Here is a 26,240-nt window from a genome sequence, read left to right on the forward strand (position 1 = left end):
CGGAGGCGCCGTCGACCGAGGGGTCGGCGGCGCTTCGGCGTTCGGGTCACACCCTTGCGAGGCGTTTCTCGGTGGCGCCGCCCTCGACGTCGAGGTTCGGCAACGTCCGCTCCAACCAGCCGGGCGCCCACCAGTTGAACCGGCCGAGGAGCGCCATCGTCGCGGGCACGAGGACCATCCGCACGATCGTGACGTCGATGAGGACGGCGACGGCGAGGCCGACGCCCAGCATCTTCACGGTGACGTTCGCGTCGAGCGCGAAGCCGGTGAACACGGCGATCATGACGGCGGCGGCGCTGGTGATGACGCGTCCCGTCGCGGCGAGACCCTGCACCACCGAGCCGTGCGGATCGCCGCTGCGGAGCCACATTTCACGGACCCGGGACAGCAGGAACACCTCGTAGTCCATGGACAGGCCGAACAGGATCGTGAACATGAGGATCGGCACCCAACTCGACACGGGGGTCTGGCCGGGCAGTCCGAGAGCGGTTGCACCCCAACCCCACTGGAACACGGCCACCATCACCCCGTAGGTCGCAGCGACGGACAGCAGGTTCATCGCCGCCGCCTTGACCGCGACCACGGGCGCCCGGAACACGACGGTCAGCAGTGCCACCGACATGGCGACGACGACTCCGACGACCAGCCACAGTCGCTCCGCGAGTCGGGCGGAGATGTCGACGAAGGCAGCGGTCACGCCGGTGACGTGGACGCCGTCCGGCAGTGCGCCGCGCAGGCGGTGCACGGTGTCGGTCGTCGCCTCGTCCTGCGGAGCCGTCGTCGGCTCGGCGGTGACGACGGCGGCAGTGCCGTCCGCGTTGACGATCGGCGGCGTCACCCGGGCGATGCCGGGATCCTGGCTCAGCGTCGCGGCGACGGCCGCCGGGTCGGCCCCGCCGCCCGTGTCGACCGCGACGAGGAGGGGACCGTTCGCCCCGGGTCCGAATTCGTCGGCCATCAGGTCGTGGGCGACGCGGATGGTGTTCGAGGTGGGTGCGCTGCCTGCGTCCTGCGGCCACGTCCGCATCTGCAGCACCGGCGCCGCGAGCAGCAGGAGCAGGAGCAGCGCGCCGACGGCCCACGGCCACGGGCGGCGGCCCACCCGACGCGCCCAACGGGCGGTCAGCGGCTCCCGTGCTGCTCGCGGCCGGGGCGCACGACCCCGGCGTCCCAGCACGCCGCGCCTCTGGCGTCCGAGTACGCGATGTCCGGCCAGTCCGCACAGTGCGGGCACGAGGGTGATCGCCGCCAGCATCACCGCCCCGACCGTCAGGAACGTCGCGTACCCGAACGACGAGTACACGGGCAGGCCGGCCAGTCGCAGCCCGAACAGCGACACCAGGACCGTCGACCCCGCGAACACCACGGACACGCCTGCGGTCCCGTTGGCGTAGCCGGCGGCCTCCCGCGGCGTCATCCCGTCACGCAGACCGTCGGCGTAGCGCGTCACCAGCAGCAACGCGTAGTCGATGCCGACACCGATCCCGACCATGGTCGCGATGGTCGGCGCGATCGTGCTGACGTCGGTGACGGCCGCAGTCACGGTGATCAGCGCGCCGCCGACCCCGACGCCGGTCAACGCGACCAGCAGCGGCAGGCCCGCCGCGACCACGGAGCCGAACGCGAACACGAGGATCAGCAGCGCGACTCCGATGCCGATCAGCTCCGCGGAACCGGACGGAGCGGAGTTGTTCTCGTGGACCTCGCCGCCGAACTCCACCTGGAGGCCTGCGGCGCGGGTGTCCGCCGCGGCGGCCTCGAGCGGGTCGGTGCCCTCGGATCCGGTGAAGTCGGTGACGGGGATCGAGTACCGGACGTCGAGGATCGCGGTGTCGCCGCCGTCGGACAGGCGCGGCGGCGCCACGAACCCCACACCGGGAAGCTCGGCGAGGCGTTCGCCGAGCGACGACAGTTCCGCTGCGGGCACGGCGCCGTCGGGGGAGTGCACGACCACCCGCGCGTCCGTTCCGGACATCTCCGGGAACCGGTCGACGAGCAGGTGCGTGCCCGGCGTCGACGCGAGCCCGGGGATGTCGTAGTCGTCGCGGGTCTCGCCGCCCGCGACGACGGCCAGCGTCGCGGCGGTCGCGAGGATCGCCGCCCAGAGGGACAGGATGCGCCAGGGATGCGCGGCGCCGGCCGAACCGACGCGATACAGGAAGGTGCTCATGGCACCACGGTCAGGCCTGCCGCTAGTGGACGACTTGGAGTCGACTTCGTGCCGCGTCGATCCACTGCGGGCACCCGCACCGACGTGCCAGTTCCTCCGCCGCCGTCAGATGGACGACAGCCTCCTCCGGGCGCCCCAGCAGCAGCTCCAGGTCCGCGAGCACCGTGTCGACGGGTCCCATCGTGAACGAGCCGGTGTCGGCGCCGCCGAGCTGACCGGAGTACTGCGCCAGTTGCGGGTGCAGGTGCGCGGCCTCCTCCCTCGACCCCAGGGCCGCGACCGCGATGCCCCGCTGCGTCAGGAGGAACCCGTGGAAGAAGTCGGATCGGACGGGCCGCAAACCCACCCGCAGGGGCGGCGCCTCGGCTGCCTTGCCGTTGGCGGCGAGCGCGATGGTGAGTGGGTCGACGATCACGTCCGTTGCAGCCGTGTCGAGCGCCAGGATCATCTCCTCGAACTCGCCGGTCCGCCCCTGCGTCACCCGCAGCGAGAACAGCGCGAGGAGCAGGATGCCGTCGGCGTCGATCTCGCCGTGTCCCCGGAACTCCCGATGGGCCTGCAGGTACATCTCCTCGGCGGCCTCGAGATCACCGGACGCGTGCGCGAGCATTCCGTGCACCATCGAATTCGACGCCTGCGCCTGCTTCCAGCGGTACCGCTTCGCGAGGGCTTCGTTGTGCTCGAGGTGCCGTCGTCCGGTGTCGAAGTCGCCTCGTGCGCAAGCGATCTGGAGTGCGGAATAGTTGCCGATCAGTGCGAACGCCGCCCGGTCCTCGTCCGCGCCGAGGGTGATCATCTCGGCCCCGATCGCGGCCCGGACCTCGACGGGAAGTGCGCCGTGCCGCAGCTCGATCCGCGAGTTCAGCGCCAGACCGAGCAGGTTCGGATCGCCGTGCTGCCGTGCCAGTTCCTCCGCCTCCGCACTTGCCGACTCGGTGCGTGCGTCGTCCTCCCCGTACACCTCGTCGACGAGGATCACCAGCAGCCGACACCGCTGCTCGTCGGTCAGGTTCGGCAGCGTCAACGCCCGCTCGATCGCCGCGACGACCCTCGTGTCGATCAGCCCGTACGGCCGGTTGATCCAGGGCGTCGGCGTGTCCCACGCCGTCAGGGACCGGACGATCAGATCGTCGCGTCCCGCCGCCTCGGCCACGGACAGGGCCCGGTCGCGGGTCTCGCGGGCGGGCGCGGCCGCACCGTTCACGAGGTGGCTGCGTCCGAGTCGGGCCAGCGTGTCGACCCGCTCGTCGACGTCGCCGCCGGGCAGTCGGTCCTTCGGGGGCAGTCGGTCCATCGCGGCCAGCGCCTGCTCGTAGTGCAGGGCGGCCGCGTCGTGCGCGAAACGGGCCTCCGCCTGCCGGGCCGCGTCGAGCGCGTGGTCCGCGGCGCGGCGGGCCGTGCCCGACGACAGCGCCGCCCCGAAGTGGTGCGCCAACGCCGATGCGTCCTGGGGATGGACCTCCTCCACGGCTTCGGCGACCCGCAGGTGCCAGCGCGCACGGCGCACCTGCGACAGATCCCCGAGGAGGACGTCGCGGACCAGCGCGTGGGTGAACCGGACGGTCGACGGGTCCGGCTCGTCGAGCAGTCCGGCGACGACACCCGCCTCGACGGCATCGAGGGTCTCGTTCTCGTCGAGTTCCACGGCCCGTAACAGGACCTCGATGTCGGCCTGTCTGCCGACCACCGCGATCAGCCGCAGCACCGACACCGCGACTTCGGGGAGCCGTGCGAACCGCCTGCGCAGGACGTCACGGACACCGTCTGGGACGTCGGAGGTCGCGACGAGCTCACCCTCACTGCCGAGCAGACGCGCACTCTCGCGCAGGTAGAAGGGGTTGCCGCCGGTCCGCTCGGTCAGGGCGCGCACCGTCGCGTCGTCGGCGTCCGCACCCGTCACCTCCCGCACCAGGGCCGCCGCGTCCGCCGTGGACAGCCCGACGAGCCGGATCCGTTCGGGTGTCAGCGGCGCCAGTGCCGCCAACGTCGATTCCAGGTTCGCGTCGGTCTCGTCCGGCCGGTAGGCGGCCACCAGCAGCACCGGCACCGACTCCGCGACCCGCGTCACCAGCGCCAGGGTCTCCGCGTCCGCGCGGTGCAGGTCGTCGAGGAACAGCGCCAACGGCCGGTCCCGCTGGGCGAGTGCGAGGTAGTCGGTGACGGCGCGGTGCAGGAGGAAGCGGCCGTGTGCCGACGACGACCCGCCGGCCTCGGTGGTCAACGAGGCCGCCATCGCCGCGTCGTCGAGCAGCGGAGCCAGCGCCGCCGCGAGCGGACCGGGATCGACCTCGGCCGCCAGCGCACGCAGGATCTCCACCCACGCCCATGCGGGCGGCGCACCCTCGGCTTCGGGGCATCGGCCGACGAGTACGCGCGTGCCGTCGAGTTCGGCGCGAAAGCGCAGCAGCAGTTCGGTTTTCCCGCCGCCCGCCTCGGCGGACACCAGTGCGACCCGGGCTCGGTCCGACACCTCGGCTGCCACCGCGACCAGGGTGCCGAGCTCGGTGCGCCTGCCGACGAACACTCGATCCGCGGGGCGCGGGGCCGGTGCGGGCGCCGGCGGCGCAGCGGGAGTCCGGACCGGCTGCGCGTTCACCTGGGGCTGCGGCAGCCGCTGCGCCAGCAGATCCGATTCCAGCTGCTGCAGGGCGGCGCCGGGGTCGAGGCCGAGTTCGTCCGCCAGGATGCCGCGGGCCCGGCGCAGCGCGGCCAGCGCGTCCGCCTGCCTGCCGCTCGCATGCAGGCCCAGCGCGAGCAGCCGCCAGCTCTCCTCCCGCAACGGATGCACCCGCGTCAGCGCGCCCGCCTCCGCGACGGCGCCCGCCGGATCGCCGGTGTCGAGCATCGCCGACGCCAGTCGTTCGTGGGCGACGAGCCGCAGTTCGTCGAGGCGTGCCACCTCCGGTGCCGCCCAGTCGTGGGAGGCGAACTCGGCGTACGCCGTCCCGCGCCACAGACCGAGCGATTCCTCGAGCAGTCGGCGCCTCTCCGCAGGCGCATGCCCATCGGCGGCGCGTAGCAGCGCCTCGAACCGCCATGCGTCGACGTCCTCGGAGCCGAGGACGACGCAGTAGCCGGGGGCCTTGCTGACCAGCACCGATGCCGCCGATCGGGGTGCGCGTCCCGGCTCGAGCGCGCGACGCAGGTTCGATACGTACGCCTGCAGTGCGCCGAGGGCGCGCGGCGGCGGTTCGCCGTGCCACAGGTCGTCGATGAGCCTGTCGACGGACACCACCGAGCCGCGCGCGATCAGCAGCAGCGCCAGGACACCGCGTTGCCGGGGACCACCGAGGTCGAGTGACCCGCCCTCGGTTTCCCCGTAGCTCGAGGCGTCCGCATCCATCGAGCCCAACACCCGTATGTGCACTGCACAACTTTAGGTGCGGACGGGTCCGAGTGCGGTCCAAGTCGGGTGCAAGAGCGTCACAAGTGCGTCGGGTGATCGTGAATCCCGTCAGCAGAACCCAGACCCGCCAGTATCCGACCCTGGAGGCACACCATGAGCACCCTCACCGCGACAGACCGCCCGGACACCGGGGACATGATCCTCGCCCACAACATCTTCAGGCACGCGTTCGGCAGCCTGCCCGAGTTGATCCGCGCCGTCCCCGAGGGCGACACCGCGCGGGCCCGCCGGCTCGTCGAGTTCCAGACCGAGATCGCCACCGGCCTGCACCATCACCACACCGGTGAGGACGAGCTGATGTGGCCGCTGCTGCTCGACCGTGTCCCGACCGATCACGCACTGGTGCTGCGGATGGAGGAGCAGCACGAGCGGATCGGTGAGCTCCTCGACCGCGCGGGAACCCGGGCCGCCGCCTTCGAACTGTCGGCGTCGCGCAGCGACGGCGAGGCCTGGGCGTCGACGGTGTCCGCGCTGTTCACGGCGCTCGACGAGCACCTGCGTGAGGAAGAGGCGCACATCCTTCCGTTGGCGGAGGCGAACATGACGGTGGCCGAATGGGAGCAGCTCGGTGAGCGCGGGCGCGGGTCGGTGCCTGCCAACCGTCAGCTGATCCTCCTCGGATTCCTGCTGCTCGGCGCGACGCCGGACCAGCGCCGCCGGGTGCTGTCCGAAGCGCCGCTGGCGGCGCGGATCGCGTGGCGGCTTGTCGGGAAGCGCGCGTTCGCGAAGGAGTACCGGGAGATCTTCGGACGCAACCCGGCGTGATCGGAGTGGCCGCGTTCACCGGCTCAGGGAACGGGCAGGCCGGCGAGGTACGCGAGCAGTTCCCCCGCCGCGGCCCGGCCGCCGCGGTTGGCGCCGATCGTGCTCGCGGACGGCCCGTACCCCAGCAGGTGCACCCGCGGGTCGGCGGCGACCTGGGTCGCGAGCCGTCCCGTCATGGTGATGCCGCCGCCCGGTCCGCGCAGATGCAGCGGTGCGAGGTGGTCGAGGGAACTGCGAAAGCCGGTGCACCACAGGATGACGTCGACATGCTGCTCGGTCCCGTCCGCCCATCGGACACCGTCCGGGGTGATCTCGGTGAACATCGGCCGCCGGTCCAGGGCGCCGCGCTCGCGGGCGGCGCGCAACGCCGGGGTCAGCGGCAGGCCCGTCACCGACACCACCGATCCGGGTGGGAGGCCGCGCCGAACCCGGTCCTCGACGATCGCGACAGCGGCGCGACCCTCTTCTGGGGTGAACGGGGTGTCCCGGAACTCCGGCGGCCTCCTCGTCACCCAGGTGGTGGTCGTGACACGGGAGATCTCGTCGAGCAGCTGCACGGCCGAGATACCGCCGCCGACCACGAGGACGTGCCTACCCGTGAACTCGTCGGCGGTGCGGTAGTCACGGGTGTGCAGCGTTCGGCCCCGGAACGTCTCGGCGCCCGGATAGCGCGGCACGAAGGGCCGCTCCCACGTTCCGGTCGCGTTGACGATGCCGCGGGTCGTCACCGTCCCGTCGTCGGTCTCCACGGTCAGCGGGCCCGTCCCGGCGCCGTGGTCGCACACGACGCGGACGTGGACCGGGCGACGTACCGGCAGGTCGAAGCGCTTCTCGTATTCGCCGAAGTACAGCGGGACGACGTCGGACGCATGTACTTCCTCGGGCGGCGATCCGTCCAGGACGTCGGTCATCGCCATGCCGGGCAGGTCGTGGACGCGGTTGACGGTGGTCAACGTCAGCGACGGCCACCGGAACTGCCACGCGCCACCCGGTCCGGGCGCGTGGTCGAGAACGACGAAGTCGGCACCGGCCCGGCGCAGGTGGTAACCAGCGGACAACCCGGCCTGGCCCGCGCCGATCACGACGACATCGACAGTTTGCTGCACAGTGGCACCTTCTCAGGTCGAAACGGTACGGTCACAATCATGATCGGGACCAGCCGAGACGGCGATGTGGTGACCATCGAGTTGCAGCGCGAGGATCGACGCAACGCGCTCAACACCGAGCTGTGCGTCCTGCTGCGTGACGCCGTCGACGAGGTGGTCGCCGACGGGGCCCGGGTGATCGTGCTGACTGGGCAGGGCAGGGCCTTCTGCGCGGGCGCGGATCTGTCGGGTGACGTCTACGCCGACGGGTTCACGGACACCCTCCTCGAAATGCTGCACACCATCGACTCGGCGCCCATCCCGGTGATCGCCGCGATCAACGGGCCCGCGGTCGGCGCGGGTACGCAGTTGGCCATCGCGTCGGACCTGCGGGTCGTCACACCGGACGCCTTCTTCGCGATCCCCGCGGTGAAGCTGGGGATCTCCGTGGACTCCTGGACGGTCAAGCGACTCTCCTCGCTGGTCGGCGGCGGACCCGCCCGCACGGTCCTGCTCGGCGCCGAGCAGATCTCGGCGGCCGACGCCTACACGTTCGGACTGGCCAACAAGATCGGCGACCTCGCCGCCGCGCAGGAGTGGGCCAAGCGGATCGCCGCGTTGGCGCCGCTGTCGCTGCGTCACCTCAAGATGGTCTTCAACGACGACGGCACGCAGGACGAGGTGCCGCAGGACCAGCTCGACGCCCTGCACGCCGCGTGGTCGAGCGAGGACATGCTCGAGGCGTCGCGTGCTCGGCACGAGAAGCGCACCCCGACGTTCCGGGGGCGCTGACGTGCGAGCGCGATCGGTCATCGCCGCCGCCATAGCCGGTGCTGCCGCCGCGACACTCGCGCGTGCGGCGTGGGGGATCCCCGGGCAGATCGGTGCCTCCGCAGCTGCGATCGCGCCACGCGCGGAGGGGTCGGCACGCTTCCGCGACAACAGGTTTCACAACACCGAACCGAGTGCTCAGGTGGTGCGCGCCGACGAATCCAGTCTGCTGTCGTCGGTGTTGACGCGCCGCAAGCTCGGTCGGCCCAGTCAGCCCATTCCGCTGGCGACACCGCTGGCGCCGGCGGAAGCCGCGGAACTCGCCGTCACCTGGTACGGACATGCCAGCGCCATCGTCGAGGTCGACGGACATCGGGTACTCACCGATCCCGTGTGGAGCCACCGGGTTTCGCCGTCGCCGATGATCGGACCCGCTCGGCTGCATCCGACGCCCGTCGAGGTCACCGCGCTGCCGCCGGTCGACGCGATCCTCATCTCGCACGACCACTACGACCACCTCGATCGCGCCACGATCGTCGCCCTCCTGCGCACGCAGACGGCTCCGTTCGTGGTGCCGACGGGAATCGGTGCGCACCTGCGGCATTGGCGGGTCCCCGAGGACCGGATCGTCGAACTCGACTGGGACGAGCAGACCACGATCGGGTCGCTGGTGCTCACCTGTACCGAGGCCCGGCACTTCTCGGGCCGCGGACTGCGACGCAACACGACGTTGTGGTCGTCGTGGGCGGTGCGCGGGCCGCAGCATGCCGTCTTCTTCGGTGGCGACACCGGGTACACCCCGCGGTTCGCCGAGATCGGGGAGCGTCACGGGCCCTTCGACCTGACCCTGCTGCCGGTCGGCGCCTACGACGAGCACTGGCCGGACATCCACATGAACCCGGAGGAGGCGGTGCGCATGCACACCGACCTCCAGGGTGGGGACGCGACCGCGGGCGTGCTCGTTCCGGTGCACTGGGCGACGTTCAACCTGGCGTTCCATCCGTGGGCCGAGCCGATCGTCCGCCTGTGCCTCGCCGCCGACGCGGTCGGAACCTGTGTGCGCGTGCCGATGCCGGGCCAGCGGATCGACGTTCTTCGTCCGGGTGCCCAACGGCCCTGGTGGCTCCGGCTGGCCTAACCTGAGGGCATGGCCAACGACGAGATCCATCCGGTCGGAACGCTGAAGCCCGACGACGTGGACGTGCGGACAGGACTGACCGCCGACCAGGTGGCCCGACGTCGGGCGGAGGGCAAGACCAACGACGTTCCGGGGCGAGCCAGTCGTTCCGTCCGGGAGATCGTCCGGGCCAACGTGTTCACCCGGATCAACGCGATCCTCGGTGTCCTCCTGGTGATCGTGCTGTCGACGGGGTCGATCATCGACGGCATGTTCGGGCTGCTCATCATCGCGAACAGCGCGATCGGCATCATCCAGGAGACCCGGGCCAAGCGGACCCTCGACCAGCTCGCCATCGTCAGTCAGTCACAGCCCGTGGTCCGCCGCGACGGCGCGACGACGGCGCTGGCGCCGAGCGAGGTGGTGCTCGACGACGTCATCGAACTGGGCGCAGGCGATCAGATCGTCGTCGACGGCGAGGTCGTCGAGGGGGAGCTGCTCGAGATCGACGAGTCGCTGCTCACCGGTGAGGCCGATCCGGTGCACAAGCAGCCCGGCGACCAGGTGCTGTCCGGCAGTTTCGTGGCGTCGGGCAGCGGTGCGTACCGGGCGACGAAGGTCGGCCGTGACGCCTACGCCGCGCAATTGGCGGCGGAGGCGTCCAAGTTCACGCTGGTGCACTCGGAACTGCGCAGCGGCGTCGACCGGATCCTCAAGGTCATCACGTACATGATGATCCCGGCGGGCGCGCTGATCATCTACAACCAGCTGTTCGTCAGCGAGCAGGATCTCGGGGGTGCGCTGAACGGCATGGTCGCCGCGCTGGTGCCGATGGTCCCCGAGGGGCTGGTGCTGATGACGTCGCTCGCGTTCGCGGTCGGCGTCATCCGGTTGGGGCGCAGGCAGTGTCTGGTGCAGGAACTGCCGGCCATCGAGGGGCTCGCCCGCGTCGACGTGGTGTGCGCGGACAAGACCGGCACCCTCACCGAGAACGGCATGCGGCTCTCGGAGTTGCGGCTGCTCACACCGGACGATCCCGCCGGGGCAGCGTCCCGGCTGCAGGACGCGCTGGCCGCGATGGCTGCCGACGACCCGCGGCCGAACGCGAGCGTACTGGCGATCGCCGAGGCGTACGAGGACGATCCGGGGTGGACCTCCACCGGCGTCGCCCCGTTCTCGTCGGCGAAGAAGTGGAGCGGAATCTCGTACGGCGCCAACGGGAACTGGTTCCTCGGTGCGCCGGATGTGCTGCTCGACCCCGACTTGGACGCCGCCCGCACCGCCGAAGAGATCGGGGCGACGGGACTGCGGGTTCTGCTTCTCGGGGAGGGTGACGTCGCGGTCGACGACGACGCCGCGCCCGGGAACCTCACGGCGCGCGCACTGGTCGTGCTGGAGCAGCGGGTGCGTCCGGACGCCGCCGACACCCTGGCCTACTTCGCCGAACAGAAGGTCGAGGTCAAGGTCATCTCCGGCGACAACGCCGTGTCGGTCGGCGCCGTCGCGGGATCGCTCGGACTGCCGGGCGGCGACCACGCCGTCGACGCCCGCGGCCTGCCCGAGGACCGGGACGCCCTCGCCGACGTCCTCGCCTCCGAGACCACCTTCGGGCGGGTGCGTCCCGACCAGAAACGGGCGATGGTCGGGGCGTTGCAATCGCGTGGGCACACCGTCGCGATGACCGGCGACGGCGTCAACGACGTCCTCGCGCTCAAGGACGCCGACATCGGGGTGTCGATGGGGTCGGGCAGTCCCGCGACGCGGGCCGTCGCGCAGATCGTGCTGTTGGACAACAAGTTCGCGACCCTGCCGTACGTCGTGGGCGAGGGACGCCGGGTGATCGGCAACATCGAGCGGGTCTCCAACCTGTTCCTCACCAAGACGGTGTACTCGGTGCTGCTCGCCCTCCTCGTCGGACTGTCCGGCGTCGCGTCCGAGCTGTTCGACTTCGAGCCGATGCCGTACCCGTTCCTGCCGCGGCACGTCACGATCGCGGCGTGGTTCACCATCGGCATTCCCGCCTTCATCCTGTCGCTTGCGCCGAACAACGAGCGGGCGCGCACCGGGTTCGTGCCGCGTGTGATGCGGTTCGCGATCCCGTCCGGTCTGGTCATCGGCATCGCGACGTTCGTCTCGTACGCCCTGGTGTACGCCGGACCTGAGCAGACCGAGACTCAGCAGATCCAGGCGGGCACCACCGCGCTGATCACGCTGATCACGATCGCCCTGTGGGTGCTCGCGATCGTCGCCAGGCCGTACGTGTGGTGGAAGATCGTCCTGATCGCCGGATCGGTCGCCGGCTACGTGGTGCTCTTCTCCGTCCCGTTCTGCCGGGAGTTCTTCAAACTGGACCCGTCGAATGTCGCAGCGACCACCACGGCGTTCGTCTGTGGCGGTGTCGGCATCGTCCTCGTCGAGCTCGGGTGGTGGGTGTCAGGGCGCCTGCACGGCGAGAAGCGGCAACTCTTCTCGCTGCCCGAAGAGCCCGGGGAACGGACACGGGAGACCGTGTCCTGATCCACAGCGAACGCACGGAGGGCGCTCTGGCGGGTGTCGGCGATTGCTGTGAGACTGAAGGCAGGGGATATGCCCCGCTGAGAGGAGAACCATGAGCTTGGTCAACACGTTGAAGGATCTGTTCGGCAAGGGGCAGAAGTACGCCGCCGAGAACTCCAAGCAGGTCGAGGACGCCATCACCAAGGCAGGCGACTTCGTCGACGAGAAGACCGGCCGCAAGTACAGCCAGCACATCGACAAGGCGCAGGACGCCGCGAAGAAGGCGATCCCGAAGGACGCCCCGCCTGCCGACGGAACCAAGTAGTCCACAAGTCACTACACAGGAGCCGCACCATGCCCACTCGTTCGTCCACGGACCACCATGTCGAGCTGCTGTTCGACAAGGACTGCGGCTTCTGTGTGTGGTGCGCGGGATGGCTGGAGCGGCTCGACCGCCACGGCCGCGTCACGGCCACGCCGTTGCAGAAGCCCGGCGCCGTCGACCATTTCGGGGTGACGGTGGACGAGGCCCTGGAGCAGGCGTGGGCCATCGACGCGTCCGGGCAGCGGTTCGCCGGGGCAGGTGCGATCAACGCCGCACTGTCCGGTGTGCTGGGTAGTCGAATCCCCTTGCACATCTACCGAATCCCCGGAATCCGGCAGGCGCAGAATGCGCTGTACCGGCTCGTCGCCCGGAACCGGCACCGGCTGCCCGGCCGCGGCGGCAGCTGCGCGATCGGCTGACCCTTGAGCGTCGCCGGGCTGCTGCTCGTCTTCGTCGCGGCGATCGTCGTTGCCGGATTCGCGAAGCGGCTCGGCTTCCAGGTTCCGCTCGTGCTCGTCACCGTCGGCGCCGCGGCGTCGTTCGTGCCCGGTGTGCCGACGCCGGCGATCCCTCCCGACATTCTTCTCGGTGTCGTGCTGCCGCCGCTGCTGTACTCGGCGGCGCTCGACTACTCGTTCAACACCTTTCAACGGAACATCCGGTCGATCCTGCGGCTCGGCATCGGCATGGTCGTTGTCACCGCGGTCGCTGTCGGGGTGTTCGCGAACTGGCTGGTTCCGGAGCTCACCCTCGGTGCGGCGCTGGTGCTCGGAGCGGTGGTGGCCCCACCGGACGCGGTGGCCGCCGTGTCCGTCGGGCGCAGACTCGGACTGCCCGAGCGGATGATGGCGATCCTCAAGGGGGAGAGCCTCGTCAACGACGCGGCAGCGTTGACACTGTTCACACTCGCCGCGGCCGCGGTGACGGGAGCACGCATCTCGATCGACTCCCCGATCCTGTACTTCGGCTACGAGATCGTCGGGGGTGTCGGCGTCGGACTCGTGCTCGCGCGGATAGTCCGCACCGTCCGGGCCCGGATCACCGACTCCGCACTGGAGACCGTCCTCGGCCTCATCCTGCCGTTCGTCGCGTACTTCGCGGCCGAGGAGATCCACGCGTCTGGTGTCCTCGCCGTCGTCACCGCCGGTTTCGTGTTGGGCCGCAACGCGGGTGACGAATCGGTGAGCACCCGCATCCAGGAACGGTCCGTGTGGCCGACGATCGACCTGGTGCTCGAGACGTTCGTGTTCGCCTACATCGGGCTGCAGTTCAAGTCGGTCATCGACACCGTCCGCGACGACGGGCTCCCGGTGCATCATGTCTTCGGCTACGGCTTCGCCGTGCTCGCGCTGGTGATCGTCATCCGGCCGGCGTGGATCTTCCTCAATGTGGGCAGGCGCCGCGCGATGCCCCGACTGACCGCCAGGAAGGGAAAGTCGCGCGCGGGGGAGGAGTTGACGTGGCGGCAGAACCTGGTGATCTCCTGGGCGGGGATGCGGGGGGTCGTGACACTGGCGGCGGCCGCCGGTGTGCCGTTGGCGACGGTGTCGGGTGACCCGTTCCCGGGGCGCGGGGTGATCCAGGCGGTCGCCTTCACCGTCGCGGTCGGGACCCTGCTCATCCAGGGTTCGACACTCCCGATGCTGATCCGGGTCCTCGACGTCGCCGACCCGGACGAGGAACTGCGGAACTCGCAACAGATCGACCTCGCACGGCAGATTTCGAAACAGGCTGCGGAGCGAGTACTCGCCGACATGCTGCGGGATCCGCCTGCAGCACTGCGGGATCCGGAGGTGGGCGAACTGGTGGAGCGGGTCCGGCGCTCGACCCAGGCGCGTCTGGCCGCCGAGCACGCCGACGACCTCGGGGAACACGAGGCCAAGGTGCTGCGGCTCGGTGCCCAGTTCAACCGACTCCGCAACGACGTCCTCAAGGCGCAGCGGACGGCGCTGATCGAGGCCAGGGACGCCGGCGACCTCGACGACGAGGTGCTGCGGCGACTACTCGACGAACTCGACCTGGAGGAGGCCGCCGCCGAGGCCCGGGTGCGACGACAGCGGTGGTGAACGCTCGCCTGCATGGCGCGCAGGCCGGGCATACGCTGTAAGTCGACCGACTGGAGGCCGGGATGGATCTCATCGACACCCCCACAGGCGCGTCGCCGGGACGGGTGATGGTGCGCAGCGAGTTCGCCCCGTTGCGCATGGTCGTCGTCGCCCGGTCCCAGGTGCGGCTGCCCGAGGAACTGCCGCCCGCCGAGGTCGCCTTCCTCACCCCCGAGGCGCGGGCGATGCTCGGCGGCATGCTGGGACGCGACCACGCCGACGTCCACCCGGAGCGGCAGCGACGCTGGGAATCCGAACGCGAGCAGTTGTGCGCGGTGTTCGAGCGGCACGGTGTCGAGGTGGTGCGGACCCAGCCGCTGACCGACGCGGAACGGGCCGCGGGCGGGCCGGACGGCTATGCGAACTTCTTCGTCCGAGACCCCTGGTTCGTCGTCGGTGACGTGGTGGTGGAGGGGACGCTGCGGCTGCCGTACCGGCGGCGGGAGGTGCTGGCCAGCCGCGACATCCTCGCCGAGCGCGCGCTCGGCGGGCGCTGCACCTACGTCGCGCTTCCGCAGCCTGCGGTGCCGGACGGCGCAGGCGATGACGCGGGAGCGGGTCCGTTCCTCGAGGGCGGGGACGTGCTGGTGTACGGCGATCGGGTGTTCGTCGGCAATTCCGGGCTGGCCTCGAACGATCTGGGGATGCGCTGGCTGCGTCACCTGCTGTCGCCGCGCGGGTACACGGTGGAACCGGTACGGCTGGCCCCCAACTTCCTGCACCTCGACTGTGCGCTCGGGCTGATCCGCGAGGGCCTGTTGGTGACCTGTCCGGACGCTCTCCCGGACGGGCTTCCGGCGGTGTTCGACGACTGGGACCGGATCGAGGTCACCGAGCAGGAGGGCATCGACCTCGCCACCAACGGGCTCCCCATCGGACCGGACGTCTACATCATGGACCCCGTGTTCGCCGCGGTCGGTGATCGTGTTGCCGCACACGGGGTCACGGTCGAGTACGTCGACTTCGCGATCACCCGCAGCTTCGGCGGGTCGTTCCGGTGCACCACGCAGTCACTGTGGCGCGAGTGAGCACGGGCCGAGGGGACGGGCGCATCGCCCGTCCCCTCGGCCCGTCGTTCGCTCCTACGCGACCTGCAGGTCCAGCTCGTCCTCGGTGACGTCGACCGTCACCCGGGATCCCTCGACGATCAGGTCGTCGATGAGCATGTCCGCGATCCGGTCGTCGACCACGCGCTGGATGGACCGGCGCAGCGGCCGGGCCCCGAACTCGGGCTGGTGCCCGTGCTCGGCGATCCAGTCGACGGCGGCGTCGCTGAACGTGATCTCGATGCCCTTGTCCGCCAGCCGCTTCCGGCTGTCGTCGAGCATCAGATCGGTGATCCGGTGCAGCTGACCGGTGTCGAGCCTGCGGAAGACCACGATCTCGTCGATCCGGTTCAGGAACTCCGGACGCATCGACTCCCGCAGCCGGGCCATCACCCGGTCCCGCAACGGCTTCTCGGCCGAGGCCGCGTCACCGGTGACGAAGCCGAGCGCGCCGCCCTTGCTCGAGATCAGGTCGGAGCCCACGTTGCTGGTCATGATCACGACGGTGTTCGTGAAGTCCACCGTGCGGCCGTGACCGTCGGTGAGCCTGCCGTCGTCGAGCACCTGCAGCAGCGTGTTGAACAGGTCCGGGTGCGCCTTCTCGATCTCGTCGAGCAGGATCACCGAGTAGGGATTGCGCCGCACCCGCTCGGTCAGCTGGCCCGCCTCGTCGTACCCGACGTACCCGGGAGGGGCGCCGAGCAGACGCGACACCGTGTGCCGTTCGCCGAACTCGCTCATGTCGAACCGGATCATCTTGTCCTCGTCGCCGAACAGCGTCGCCGCCAGCGCCTTCGCGAGTTCCGTCTTGCCGACGCCGGTCGGGCCGAGGAACAGGAAGCTGCCCGCGGGCTTGTTCGGGTCGGCCATGCCGGTCCGGCTGCGCCGCACCGCCCGCGCGACCGCGCGCACGGCGTCGTCCTGGCCGACGACCCGCCGGTGCAGTTCGTCCTCCAGCAGCCGCAGGCGGTCCTTCTCCTCCTGCGTCATCTGGCTGGCCGGGATGCCGGTCGCCCGGGACACGACCTCGGCGATCAGTTCCGCGGTGACCTCGGGGGCGTCGACGGGGGCGGCGTCCGGGACGCCGTCGATGCGCTTCTGCGCGGCGATGATTCGATCGCGCAGCGCGGACGCCTTCTCGTAGTCCTCTGCCGCGACGGCCTCCTCCTTGTCCTTCTCCAGTTCGGCGAGCTGTGCCCGCAGGGCCTCGATGTCGACCTTCGGCGACCGCAGCGACAGCCGCGCGCCCGCCTGGTCGATCAGGTCGATCGCCTTGTCCGGCAGGAACCGGTCGCCGATGTAGCGGTGCGAGAGTTCGACGGCGGCGACGATCGCCTCGTCGGTGTACCGCACACCGTGGTGCTCCTCGTACCGCTCCCGCAGGCCCGTCAGAATGGTGACGGCGTCCTCGGTGCTGGGCTCGTCGACGATCACCGGCTGGAACCGGCGTTCGAGGGCCGGGTCCTTCTCGATGTGCTTGCGGTACTCGTCGAGTGTGGTCGCGCCGACGACGTGCAGGTCGCCGCGCGCCAGCTTCGGCTTGAGGATGTTGCCCGCGTCCATCGCGCCATCCGCACCCGCGCCTGCTCCGGCGATGGTGTGGATCTCGTCGATGAACACGACCAACTCGTCCTTGTGGGCGGTGATCTCGTCGACCAGGGTCGTCAGCCGCTCCTCGAAGTCGCCGCGGTAGCGGGTACCCGACACCATCGACGACATCTCCAGCTGGACGATGCGCTTGCCGAGCAGGCGGTCGGGGACGTCGCCGTCCACGATGCGCTGGGCGAGACCCTCGACGATCGCGGTCTTGCCGACGCCCGCCTCACCGATGAGGACCGGGTTGTTCTTGGTGCGCCGCGACAGGATCTCGACGGTCTGCTCGATCTCGAGCGCACGACCGATGACGGGGTCGATTCCGCCGTCACGGGCGCGGGCCGTCAGGTCGACGCCGTACTTGTCGAGTGTCGGGGTGGTGCTGTCGGTGGCCTCGGTCCCGGGAGCGGCCGGGCCTTCCAGCACGGTGCGCTGCAGCGACTCGGGGGTGACGCCCTGCTCCGCGAGCAGACGCCCGACGGCATGGTCGCCGTCGGCGGCCAGGGCCAGGAACAGGTGCTCGGGGTCGATGTAGGTGGAGCCGAGGGCGCGCGCGAGCTGGTGGGCTTCGAGCAGCGCGGTCTTGAGGGCAGGGCTCAGTGCGGGCACGGCGAACGCGTTCGCGGACCGGGTGCCCTGCGGGAGGCGCGTCTCCGCGGCCTCGGCGACGGCGTCGGGCCGTGCGCCGGCACGCTGCATCAGCGACCTGACCGGCTCCTGCTCGGCCATCACGCGTACGACGTGCAGGGCGTCGAGGTCGGAGTCGCCGCGACCCGCTGCGAAGCGGGCGGCCGCGCTCACGAGCTCCTGAGTGGATCGGCTCATGAGTCGGCTGATGTCGATGCGACCGGGGCCCTGCGGGCCGAAGTAAGCAGGCATTGACGAGCCTCCTGAAGTTGAGTGGTTCTGACTCAACTAACGTGTCTGTATCGCAATCAATTCCCGGGTCGTGAGATCGCGCTGTGATCCCCGACACCACGATTTCGGGGTGAGGACGATCCTCGTCCGGTCCGACCGCCTCCGGGTTCCGGGTTCCCCTCGCCTCGGCGGGAGGTGTCGTAGCGTTGCCGCATGACCCCGCCGCGCCCACTCGACCGGCTTCGCGACCTGTGCCTCGCCCTGCCCGAGGCGACCGAGCGGGTCAGCCACGGTGAGCCGTCCTGGTTCGTCCGCAAGGCCCCGCAGTTCGTCAGCTACGCCGACCACCACCACGACGACAGGCTCTCGTTCTGGGCCGCCGCACCCGCCGGTGCACAGCAGGACTGGGTGGCGCGGGACCCGGAACGCTTCTTCGTCCCGCCGTACGTCGGGGGGCGCGGCTGGATCGGCGTCCGGCTCGACGTCGGACCGAATGACGAACCGAGCGAAGAGGACTGGCGGGACATCGAAGACGTGGTGGAGGACGCGTACCGGGCCGTTGCCCCCGCGACGCTGATCGCCCGGCTCGACTCGGACCGGCCGACGTCGCGATGAGCGGCACTGCGCTCGTCATAGTCGGCCTGATCGTCGCCGTCGTCGTGCTCGGCGCGCTGGTGCTGCGGTCGCGGACGCGGCGCACCCTGACGACGCCGGAGGAACGGGCCGTCCACGCGACGTTGCACACCGCGTCGCTCGCCGCCCGGTCGTTGCGCCGCGGACTCGACGCCGCGTCCGCCGCGGAGGCCGCGCCGCATCTGGGGCTACTCACCTCGGCCGATGCGCTTGCCCTCGCCGACGACACCGGCGAGATCCTGGCGTGGCACGGTCCGCACGACAGCCTCGCCACCCGGTTCGCGAGCGCGGCCGAGGTCGCCGCCGACAAGGGGAGGCGGGAACTGATCGTCGACCCCGTACCGGGTGTCCGGGCCCTCGTCGTCCAGCCGCTCGTCGTCGAGGACGCCGGGGTGGTCGGGGTGATGGGGGTGGTGACCGCCGCCCAGCCCGGACCGGGAATCCTCGGCGCCATCACCGAGGTCGCGCGGTACGCGTCCAGCCAGATCGAACTGGCCGAACTCGACGCCTCCCGTGCCCGCCTCGACCGCGCGGAGGTCCGCGCTCTGCGCGCCCAGATCAGCCCGCACTTCATCTACAACGCGCTCAACACCGTGGCGTCGTTCGTGCGCACCGACCCGGCCCGCGCCCGGGAACTGATCCTCGAGTTCGCGGACTTCACCCGTTACTCGTTCCGGTCGGCGGGCGAGTACACCGTCCTGTCCGACGAACTGCGCAACATCGACCGCTACCTCACGCTCGAACGCGCCCGCTTCGGCAGTGCTCTCGAGGTGCGACTGCAGGTGGCACCCGAGGTGCTCGGCGTCGTGCTGCCGTTCCTGGCGCTGCAGCCCCTCGTGGAGAACGCGGTCCGGCACGGCCTGGCGGGACAGTCGAAGGGGACCGTCACCATCGTCGCCGCCGACGAGGGCGCGGACTGCGTCATCAGCGTCGAGGACGACGGCGTGGGCATGGACCCCGAGCTGCTGCGATCCGGTTCGCTCGATGCCGTCGCGGAAGGGTCGGGCGGTCCGAGCGCGAAGGAGTCCGCGCACGTCGGGCTCGCGAACGTCGACGACCGGTTGCGGGCTGCGTTCGGCGACGACTACGGCCTCGTCGTCGAGACGGCTCCCGGTGCCGGAACCCGGGTGAGCATGCGGGTCCCGAAGTTCCGTCCCGGTATCCGGGTCTGACCGCGGATCGTCGCGGGGACGCCCGTGGCACGATGACAATGTTGTGACGCAGATTCCCGAAGGCGCCCAGAGCGCCCCGCTGACCGTGCTGGCCGTCGACGACGAGCGTCCGGCGCTCGACGAACTGGCCTACCTTCTGCGTGCCCAGGGCGACGTCGGCGAGATCCTCACCGCCGGCGACGCCACCACGGCGCTGCGGGTGATCAAGGGCCGACTCGGCAGCGCCGGGGAGCCGCCGATCGACGCCGTGTTCCTCGACATCAACATGCCGGGTCTCGACGGACTCGAACTCGCGGGTGTCCTCGCGGCGTTCGCGGTCCCGCCCGCGGTGGTGTTCGTGACCGCGCACGACGACCGGGCCGTCGACGCGTTCGATCTCGGCGCCGTCGACTATCTGCTCAAACCCCTGCGTGAGGAGCGGCTCGCCGAATCGGTTCGGCGGATCCGGGCCGCGCTGCGGGCCGACCGCGTCACCGAGGCGGCGCAACCCGAACCGGACGCGGCGTCCTCCGACGAGGTGATCCCCGTGGAACTCGGCGGCGTCACCACGCTCGTCCACCGGTCCGACGTCGCGTGGGTCGAAGCCGACGGCGACTACGCCAGGCTGCACACCGCCACCGGATCGCATCTGGTGCGCATCCCGATCTCCGTGCTCGAATCCCGTTGGCAGTCGTCGGGGTTCCTTCGGGTACACCGCTCGTACCTGGTGGCGCTGCCCCTCGTGACCGGTATCCGCAGCGTCGGGACGGGCACCGTCGTGTGCCTGCGCATCGGTGACCAGGCGCCGGTCACCGAACTTCCCGTCAGCCGCAGGCACACCCGCGAACTGAAGGACCGGCTCGTGCGGGCGCCGAGGCAGACCTGGACGTCGCGGTGACCGGGCCCCGCTCCGGACCGTCCCGGCAGCGGGAACGCGTCGTGCTGGCACACCGTCGCGGTGCCCGAACCGTGCGGACCCGGGTCGAGGTCCAGGAGCAGACGCAGGTCGGGGAGGCGATGGTCCGCGCGCTCGTGCGAGCGCAACTCGGCCTCGCGTTGCGCGTCGCCGCCGTGGTCGTGCTGACGGCCTTCGCGGTTCCGTTGCTGTTCATAGCCTTCCCGGCGCTCGGCGACGCCAGGGTGTTGGGTGTGCGGCTGTCGTGGCTGGTGCTCGGTGTTGTTGCGTACCCGGCCCTGTACCTCGCGGGCCGGATCTACATCCGGCTCGCCGAACGCACCGAACAGGAATTCGTCGACCTCACCGACGACTGACACACGAAGGCGGGTGCGGCGCACGTGAACCAGCAGATTCCACCGGTGACGGTCGTGGCGCTCGTCGCCGCGGCACTCGCGACCGTCGTCATCGGGTTCTACGGTGTTCGGCTGGCACGCACCACATCCGACTTTCTCGTCGCGTCCCGCAGCGTCGGCCCGCGGTGGAACGCGGCCGCCATCTCCGGGGAGTACCTGTCCGCGGCGTCGTTCCTCGGCGTCGCGGGCCTGATCGCGAAGTACGGCGCGGACGCGCTCTGGTATCCCGTCGGGTTCACCGCCGGCTACCTGGGGTTGCTGCTGTTCGTCGCCGCACCGCTCCGGCGCTCGGGTGCCTACACGGTGCCCGACTTCGCCGAATTCCGGCTCGGCAGTACGCGATTGCGCCAGCTCGCGATGGTCGTCGTCGCCATGATCTGCGTGCTCTACATGGTGCCCCAGTTCCAGGGCGCGGGTCTGGCGCTCGGGATCCTGCTCGGCCTGCCCGCGTGGGTGGGGGCGGTGGTCGTCGCCGCTATCGTGATCGCCACCGTCGTCGGCGGAGGGATGCGATCGATCACCTTCGTGCAGGCGTTCCAGTACTGGCTGAAGCTGTCCGCTGTCGCGGTGCCCGCACTCGTCCTCGCCGTCCACTTCGCCGGTACCGCACGAGATCTCGGCACGCCCGCCCCGCCGACGGTGGGGGAGCGGACCACCGTCGACGTCACCACCGACGTCGTCGTCCAGGTGTCGGAGCCGCTGCCGGTGACGGTCACCGGCACGCTCGACGGACGGTCCGTCGACGGACCCGTCACGATGACGACGGGTGAACACGAACTGGGAGCCGGTACCGCCCTCGTGCTCGACGCCGGTGCGCCGGTTCCCGTCGTCGCGGGCGCACCGCCGACCGGCGCGCAATGGCTCGAACCCGGCTGGGGGCTCGGCGGCACCCACCCGCTCTATCAGGTGTACTCGCTGATCATCGGCATCTTCCTCGGCACTATGGGACTGCCGCACGTGCTGGTCCGCTTCTACACCAACCCCGACGGCCGCGCCGCGCGCCGGACCGCGCTCGTCGTCATCGGGCTCGTCGGCGGCTTCTACCTGTTCCCGACGCTGCTCGGAGTCTTCGCCCGCCTGTGGGTGCCGCAACTGCTCATCACCGGAACCTCCGACGCCGCGGTGCTGCTGCTGCCCGCGTCGGTGGTCTCGGGTGTCGGAGGACAACTGCTGGCCGCGCTCGTCGCGGCGGGTGCGATCGCCGCGTTCCTCGCCACGTCGTCCGGGCTGCTGGTCAGTGTCGCGGGTGTGCTGAGCACCGACGTCCTGTGGGGCCGGGTCCGCGACTTTCGGGTCGCGGCGGTCGTCGCGGGCCTCGTTCCGCTCGGTCTGGCGTTGACGGTGACGTCGATCGACCTGTCCCGCACGGTCGGTCTGGTGTTCGCCGTCGCCGCGTCGACCCTGTGCCCGCTGCTGGTGCTCGGCATCTGGTGGCGTGGGCTGACCGCGCCGGGAGCAGCCGCCGGGCTGATCGTCGGCGGCATCAGCTCGGGCGCGGCGGCGCTGGCGACGGGGCTCGGCGGTGCCCCGGCGCAGGTGTGGGGTGGCTGGGCGGAGGTCGTCGTCGGCTATCCGGCGGCGGTGACGGTGCCGCTGGCGTTCCTGGTGATGGTCGTCGTCAGCCGTGCGACCCGCGACCGGGTGCCCGCCGACGTCGGGCGCACCTTCACGCAGATGCACGCGCCCGAGCGCATCGGCGTCGGCCGCGACCGCGAGTCCGACCTGTAGGGCGCCGCAGGCGTCACACCGTTCGTCGCGGCGAAACGACCGTCCGGCGCGTTATCCGACAGCTCGGCGTGTGACTGCCGTCACCCCCTGTATCTGTGACGTGCATCTCACTAACGTCTGTGACCTGCCGGTTCTCCCCGCCGGCCCCACACGACCGAGGAGTCCGACGTGACCACAGCAGACCTGAGTCCGGAGGCGGCGTCCACGCGGCGCACACCGGACGCGCAGGCCTTCGTCGAGATGCAGGCGAGCCCTGAATTTCAGGACCTGCGACGCAGGCTGCGCCGCTTCGTCTTCCCGATGACGGCGTTCTTCCTCACCTGGTACGCCGTCTACGTCCTGCTCGCCACCTACGCGTCCGACTTCATGGCGACGAAGGTGTTCGGCAACGTCAACCTCGGCGTGATCCTCGGCCTGGGTCAGTTCGTGACGACCTTCGTCATCACCGCGCTGTACGTGAAGTTCGCGAACCGTGAACTCGACCCGCGTGCCGCCGCCATTCGCGACGAGCTGGAGGGCTAGGGCCATGACGATCCTCGCGCAGGGCAGTTCCGGTGTAGGCAACCCGGCCCTGAACATCGCCATCTTCGTGGCGTTCGTGGTCATCACCATGGGCATCGTGATCCGCGCCAGCCGCACCACCAAGAAGGCGTCCGACTTCTACACCGGCGGCGGCCAGTTCTCGGGCCCCCAGAACGGTTTCGCCATCGCAGGCGACTACCTGTCCGCGGCGTCGTTCCTGGGCATCGCCGGCGCCATCGCCGTCTACGGCTACGACGGCTTCCTGTATTCGATCGGCTTCCTCGTCGCGTGGCTGGTCGCGCTGCTGCTGGTCGCCGAGATGCTTCGCAACACCGGCCGATTCACGATGGCCGACGTGCTCAGCTTCCGGCTCAAGCAACGGCCCGTCCGCATGGCCGCCGCACTCTCCACGCTCGTCGTGTCGCTGTTCTACCTGCTGGCTCAGATGGCCGGTGCCGGTGGCCTCGTCGCGCTGCTCCTCGACATCCACGACAAGGCCGGGCAGGCCATCGTCGTCGCGGTCGTCGGCGTGCTGATGATCGTGTACGTCCTCATCGGCGGCATGAAGGGCACCACCTACGTGCAGATGGTCAAGGCCGTCCTGCTGATCGCAGGCGCGGGCGTCATGTTCGTGCTCGTGCTGTTCGCCGTCCGCGGCAACTTCTCGCAGCTGCTCGCCGACGCCCAGAACATGGTCACCAACTCGACCAACGAGGCCGTCGCCGGCCGTGACGTCCTCGCCCCCGGTGCGAAGTACGGCATCAGCTCGATGACGCGGCTCGACTTCCTCTCCCTCGGCATCGCCCTCGTTCTCGGCACTGCAGGGTTGCCGCACGTGCTGATGCGCTTCTACACCGTGCCCACCGCCAAGGAGGCACGCCGCTCGGTGACCTGGGCTATCGGCCTGATCGGCGCCTTCTACCTGTTCACGCTGGTGCTCGGCTACGGCGCAGCCCGCATGGTCGGTCCCGACAAGATCCTCGCCGCCCCCGGCAAGGAGAACGCAGCGGCCCCGCTGCTCGCGTTCGAACTCGGCGGCACGCTGTTCCTGTCGATCATCTCCGCGGTCGCGTTCGCCACCATCCTGGCCGTCGTCGCCGGCCTCGCGATCACCGCATCCGCGTCGTTCGCGCACGACATCTACGCGAGCGTCATCAAGCGCGGGAAGGCGTCCGAGGAGCAGCAGGTCAAGGTCTCCCGCATCACCGTCGTCGTCATCGGTGTCGCCGCGATCGTGCTCGGCATCCTCGCGATGGGTCAGAACATCGCGTTCCTCGTCGCCCTCGCGTTCGCCGTCGCGGCCTCCGCGAACCTCCCGACGCTGCTGTACTCGCTGTTCTGGAAGAACTTCAACACCACCGGCGCCCTGTGGAGCATCTACGGCGGTCTCATCAGCTGCCTGGTGCTGATCGTGTTCTCCCCGGCCGTTTCGGGCTCGAAGACCGCGATGTTCCCGAACAGCGACTTCTCCTGGTTCCCGCTGTCCAACCCGGGCATCGTGTCGATTCCGCTGGCCTTCGTGCTCGGCATCGCCGGCACCTACGTGGGTCGTCGCAAGCTGGAGGACCCGGTGAAGCAGGCCGAGATGGAGGTCCGTTCCCTCACCGGTGTCGGTGTGGAGAAGGCCGTCGCCCACTAGGAACACCGCTCGTACCCCCACCGGGTTCGCCCCGCAAGAAGGCGTCCCGCACCTGGATCCCTCACCAGGTGCGGGACGCTGTGGTGTGTCGGTCGCTACGATGCGCGCATGGCAAAGCTGAAGGTCTCGGTCGCGGTTCCCCTGACTCCGGAGATCGCGTGGGAAAAGGCAAGCGATCTGGCGGAATTCGACAAGTGGCTCTCGATTCACGAGGGGTGGCGCGGGGAGCTTCCCACCGAACTGGCGGCGGGCACCACGGCGGAATCGGTGGTGACGGTCAAGGGACTGCGCAACCGGGTTCGCTGGACCATCACCGACTACGCGCCGCCGCAGACGCTGGCGCTCAAGGGTGACGGCAAGGGCGGCGTGAAGATCGGTCTCGTGCTGTCCGTGACACCGAAGGGTGCGGGCGCCGAGGTCGCGTTGCACATCGACCTCGGCGGGGCACCGCTGTTCGGACCCATCGGATCCGGAGTCGCCCGCGCACTCAAGGGCGACATCGAGTCGTCACTGAAGACGTTCGTCGCCGTCTACGGTTGATCCGCACCGGCCGATCCCACTGGCTGATCGGCACCTGCCGATCTTCACCGCCGTTCCCGCACCACCATCAGCGGTCGCTCGCTTCGATGTAGCAGCGCCCGGCTCGTCGACCCGAGCAGCATGCCCCGGAATCCGCCGCGGCCGTGGCTGCCCACGACGACGAGCTGGGCGTCCCGGGAGCGTGCGATCAGCTGGTCGACGGCGTTGTCCTGCACGACGACTCGCGTGACCTCGACGTCGGGGAACCGTTCCTGCATTCCCGCGAGGCTCTCGGCGAGCGCGGCCTCTTCGCTCTCGGCGACCGCGGACCACGGCAACGCCTCGACGGCGACGGGCAGGGTGTCGAAGTCGATGTCGCTCCACGCGTGCACCGCAACCAGTGGCGCACCGCGCAGGGACGCCTCGGTGAAGGCGGCTTCAACAGCGGGGACGCTGTTCGCCGATCCGTCGACGCCGACGACGATCTGGCCGTCCTCGTCGGGGACGGTCGGGGTCGGGACCACCACGACCGGGCACCGGGCGTGGGTGACGACGCCGGTGGTCACCGAACCGAGCAGTGCGCTGCGGAGGGCGCCGCGTCCACGGGTACCGAGGACGATCATCCGGGCCTGCTCCGACAGATCGAGCAGTAGCGGGATGGGCGGACTGTTGTGCAACGAGGTCTTCACCTCGATGCCCGCTGCGGCGTCCTCGGCCAGCGCTTTCGCGGCGTCCAGGATGCGATGCGACTCGGCGTTCAGGTCGTCGAAGTAGCTCTGCGACGTGACGAGCATGCCGCCCGGGATCACCGGTGGCGGTTGCGCGGCGACGAGGCGGAGCGGTGCTCCGTGCGCGGCGGCGGTTCGTGCGGCCCAGAGGGTTGCCGCGTTCGAGGTGTCCGATCCGTCCACGCCCACCACGACGGGGGGATTGATGGTCACTGGTCCTCCTCGGCGGAACACCTCCGGGTGGGCGGTCCACCGAGGTTCCGCAACACCAG

Annotated in this window: 21 protein-coding genes; 16 read left to right on the plus strand and 5 right to left on the minus strand. The window is 70.3% G+C overall.

Features of this window, described 5'->3' with window-relative positions; translation table 11 throughout:
- Positions 1-46: 46 nt before the first annotated feature.
- Positions 47-2,170, minus strand: a complete 2,124-nt coding sequence (locus FFS72_RS15190; RefSeq protein WP_137874718.1) for an MMPL family transporter — start codon at positions 2,168-2,170, stop codon at positions 47-49.
- 22 nt (positions 2,171-2,192) lie between these two features.
- Positions 2,193-5,537 carry an ATP-binding protein gene (locus tag FFS72_RS15195; RefSeq protein ID WP_249353330.1) on the minus strand — a complete coding sequence of 1,115 codons (3,345 nt, stop codon included), beginning with the start codon at positions 5,535-5,537 and terminating at the stop codon, positions 2,193-2,195.
- Between the two features lie 132 nt (positions 5,538-5,669).
- On the opposite strand from FFS72_RS15195, the gene FFS72_RS15200 reads away from it, so the two are divergent.
- Positions 5,670-6,341, plus strand: a complete 672-nt coding sequence (locus tag FFS72_RS15200) for a hemerythrin domain-containing protein (RefSeq protein ID WP_137874719.1) — start codon at positions 5,670-5,672, stop codon at positions 6,339-6,341.
- Between the two features lie 23 nt (positions 6,342-6,364).
- Here the strand turns inward: FFS72_RS15200 and FFS72_RS15205 are convergent, their stop codons facing one another.
- Positions 6,365-7,447, minus strand: a complete 1,083-nt coding sequence (locus tag FFS72_RS15205; RefSeq protein WP_137874720.1) for an FAD-dependent oxidoreductase — start codon at positions 7,445-7,447, stop codon at positions 6,365-6,367.
- A 39-nt stretch (positions 7,448-7,486) separates the two neighbouring features.
- Here FFS72_RS15205 and FFS72_RS15210 point away from each other — a divergent pair, with 39 nt between their 5' ends.
- The 7 genes from FFS72_RS15210 (at position 7,487) to FFS72_RS15240 (ending at position 15,268) form a co-directional block, all read left to right on the plus strand.
- Positions 7,487-8,218: an enoyl-CoA hydratase gene (locus tag FFS72_RS15210; protein ID WP_137874721.1), complete on the plus strand. Its 732-nt coding sequence runs from the start codon at positions 7,487-7,489 to the stop codon at positions 8,216-8,218.
- A 1-nt stretch (position 8,219) separates the two neighbouring features.
- Positions 8,220-9,335: an MBL fold metallo-hydrolase gene (locus FFS72_RS15215; RefSeq protein WP_137874722.1), complete on the plus strand. Its 1,116-nt coding sequence runs from the start codon at positions 8,220-8,222 to the stop codon at positions 9,333-9,335.
- A gap of 9 nt (positions 9,336-9,344) precedes the next feature.
- Positions 9,345-11,831, plus strand: a complete 2,487-nt coding sequence (locus tag FFS72_RS15220; RefSeq protein WP_249353331.1) for an HAD-IC family P-type ATPase — start codon at positions 9,345-9,347, stop codon at positions 11,829-11,831.
- Positions 11,832-11,922: 91 nt separating this feature from the next.
- The gene (locus tag FFS72_RS15225) at positions 11,923-12,135 is read left to right on the plus strand and encodes an antitoxin (protein ID WP_137874723.1); all 213 of its coding nucleotides are present in this window, start codon (positions 11,923-11,925) and stop codon (positions 12,133-12,135) included.
- A 29-nt stretch (positions 12,136-12,164) separates the two neighbouring features.
- Positions 12,165-12,554 (plus strand): thiol-disulfide oxidoreductase DCC family protein, encoded by a 390-nt coding sequence (locus FFS72_RS15230; RefSeq protein ID WP_137874724.1) that lies wholly within the window; start codon positions 12,165-12,167, stop codon positions 12,552-12,554.
- 3 nt (positions 12,555-12,557) lie between these two features.
- Entirely contained in the window at positions 12,558-14,201 is a 1,644-nt protein-coding gene (locus tag FFS72_RS15235) for a Na+/H+ antiporter (RefSeq protein WP_137874725.1), read from the plus strand.
- 62 nt (positions 14,202-14,263) lie between these two features.
- Positions 14,264-15,268, plus strand: a complete 1,005-nt coding sequence (locus FFS72_RS15240; protein WP_137874726.1) for a dimethylarginine dimethylaminohydrolase family protein — start codon at positions 14,264-14,266, stop codon at positions 15,266-15,268.
- Positions 15,269-15,322: 54 nt separating this feature from the next.
- Here the strand turns inward: FFS72_RS15240 and FFS72_RS15245 are convergent, their stop codons facing one another.
- Entirely contained in the window at positions 15,323-17,758 is a 2,436-nt protein-coding gene (locus FFS72_RS15245; RefSeq protein ID WP_137874727.1) for an ATP-dependent Clp protease ATP-binding subunit, read from the minus strand.
- Between the two features lie 192 nt (positions 17,759-17,950).
- Here FFS72_RS15245 and FFS72_RS15250 point away from each other — a divergent pair, with 192 nt between their 5' ends.
- The 8 genes from FFS72_RS15250 (at position 17,951) to FFS72_RS15285 (ending at position 25,261) form a co-directional block, all read left to right on the plus strand.
- On the plus strand, positions 17,951-18,352 hold the full coding sequence (locus tag FFS72_RS15250) for an MmcQ/YjbR family DNA-binding protein (RefSeq protein WP_137874728.1): 402 nt from the start codon (positions 17,951-17,953) through the stop codon (positions 18,350-18,352).
- On the plus strand, positions 18,349-19,542 hold the full coding sequence (locus FFS72_RS15255; protein ID WP_137874729.1) for a sensor histidine kinase: 1,194 nt from the start codon (positions 18,349-18,351) through the stop codon (positions 19,540-19,542). The genes FFS72_RS15250 and FFS72_RS15255 overlap by 4 nt, the downstream gene beginning before the upstream one ends.
- Before the next feature lie 43 nt (positions 19,543-19,585).
- Positions 19,586-20,419, plus strand: a complete 834-nt coding sequence (locus FFS72_RS15260; RefSeq protein ID WP_137874730.1) for a LytR/AlgR family response regulator transcription factor — start codon at positions 19,586-19,588, stop codon at positions 20,417-20,419.
- Positions 20,416-20,793 (plus strand): hypothetical protein, encoded by a 378-nt coding sequence (locus FFS72_RS15265; RefSeq protein WP_249353333.1) that lies wholly within the window; start codon positions 20,416-20,418, stop codon positions 20,791-20,793. Before FFS72_RS15260 ends, FFS72_RS15265 begins: the two co-directional genes overlap by 4 nt.
- Before the next feature lie 24 nt (positions 20,794-20,817).
- Positions 20,818-22,560 (plus strand): sodium/solute symporter, encoded by a 1,743-nt coding sequence (locus FFS72_RS15270; protein ID WP_137874732.1) that lies wholly within the window; start codon positions 20,818-20,820, stop codon positions 22,558-22,560.
- Positions 22,561-22,728: 168 nt separating this feature from the next.
- Positions 22,729-23,082, plus strand: coding sequence for a DUF485 domain-containing protein (locus tag FFS72_RS15275; protein WP_137874733.1), 354 nt, complete (start codon positions 22,729-22,731; stop codon positions 23,080-23,082).
- Positions 23,083-23,086: 4 nt separating this feature from the next.
- Positions 23,087-24,721, plus strand: a complete 1,635-nt coding sequence (locus FFS72_RS15280; protein ID WP_137874734.1) for a monocarboxylic acid transporter — start codon at positions 23,087-23,089, stop codon at positions 24,719-24,721.
- Positions 24,722-24,829: 108 nt separating this feature from the next.
- A complete protein-coding gene (locus FFS72_RS15285) occupies positions 24,830-25,261 on the plus strand; it encodes a type II toxin-antitoxin system Rv0910 family toxin (RefSeq protein WP_050066628.1) in 432 nt (143 codons plus the stop codon).
- Between the two features lie 44 nt (positions 25,262-25,305).
- Here FFS72_RS15285 and FFS72_RS15290 read toward each other — a convergent pair whose 3' ends face one another.
- A complete protein-coding gene (locus tag FFS72_RS15290) occupies positions 25,306-26,181 on the minus strand; it encodes a universal stress protein (protein WP_249353335.1) in 876 nt (291 codons plus the stop codon).
- Positions 26,182-26,240: the final 59 nt, after the last annotated feature.

This window comes from Rhodococcus sp. Q (assembly GCF_005503035.1).
Taxonomy (GTDB): domain Bacteria; phylum Actinomycetota; class Actinomycetes; order Mycobacteriales; family Mycobacteriaceae; genus Rhodococcus_G.

Coding starts and splice junctions, on each gene's coding strand:
- FFS72_RS15190 (WP_137874718.1), bottom strand. CDS start 2,170: ATGAGCACCTTCCTGTATCGCGTCGGTTCGGCCGGCGCCGCGCATCCC.
- FFS72_RS15200 (WP_137874719.1), top strand. CDS start 5,670: ATGAGCACCCTCACCGCGACAGACCGCCCGGACACCGGGGACATGATC.
- FFS72_RS15210 (WP_137874721.1), top strand. CDS start 7,487: ATGATCGGGACCAGCCGAGACGGCGATGTGGTGACCATCGAGTTGCAG.
- FFS72_RS15220 (WP_249353331.1), top strand. CDS start 9,345: ATGGCCAACGACGAGATCCATCCGGTCGGAACGCTGAAGCCCGACGAC.
- FFS72_RS15225 (WP_137874723.1), top strand. CDS start 11,923: ATGAGCTTGGTCAACACGTTGAAGGATCTGTTCGGCAAGGGGCAGAAG.
- FFS72_RS15230 (WP_137874724.1), top strand. CDS start 12,165: ATGCCCACTCGTTCGTCCACGGACCACCATGTCGAGCTGCTGTTCGAC.
- FFS72_RS15240 (WP_137874726.1), top strand. CDS start 14,264: ATGGATCTCATCGACACCCCCACAGGCGCGTCGCCGGGACGGGTGATG.
- FFS72_RS15245 (WP_137874727.1), bottom strand. CDS start 17,758: ATGCCTGCTTACTTCGGCCCGCAGGGCCCCGGTCGCATCGACATCAGC.
- FFS72_RS15250 (WP_137874728.1), top strand. CDS start 17,951: ATGACCCCGCCGCGCCCACTCGACCGGCTTCGCGACCTGTGCCTCGCC.
- FFS72_RS15255 (WP_137874729.1), top strand. CDS start 18,349: ATGAGCGGCACTGCGCTCGTCATAGTCGGCCTGATCGTCGCCGTCGTC.
- FFS72_RS15280 (WP_137874734.1), top strand. CDS start 23,087: ATGACGATCCTCGCGCAGGGCAGTTCCGGTGTAGGCAACCCGGCCCTG.
- FFS72_RS15285 (WP_050066628.1), top strand. CDS start 24,830: ATGGCAAAGCTGAAGGTCTCGGTCGCGGTTCCCCTGACTCCGGAGATC.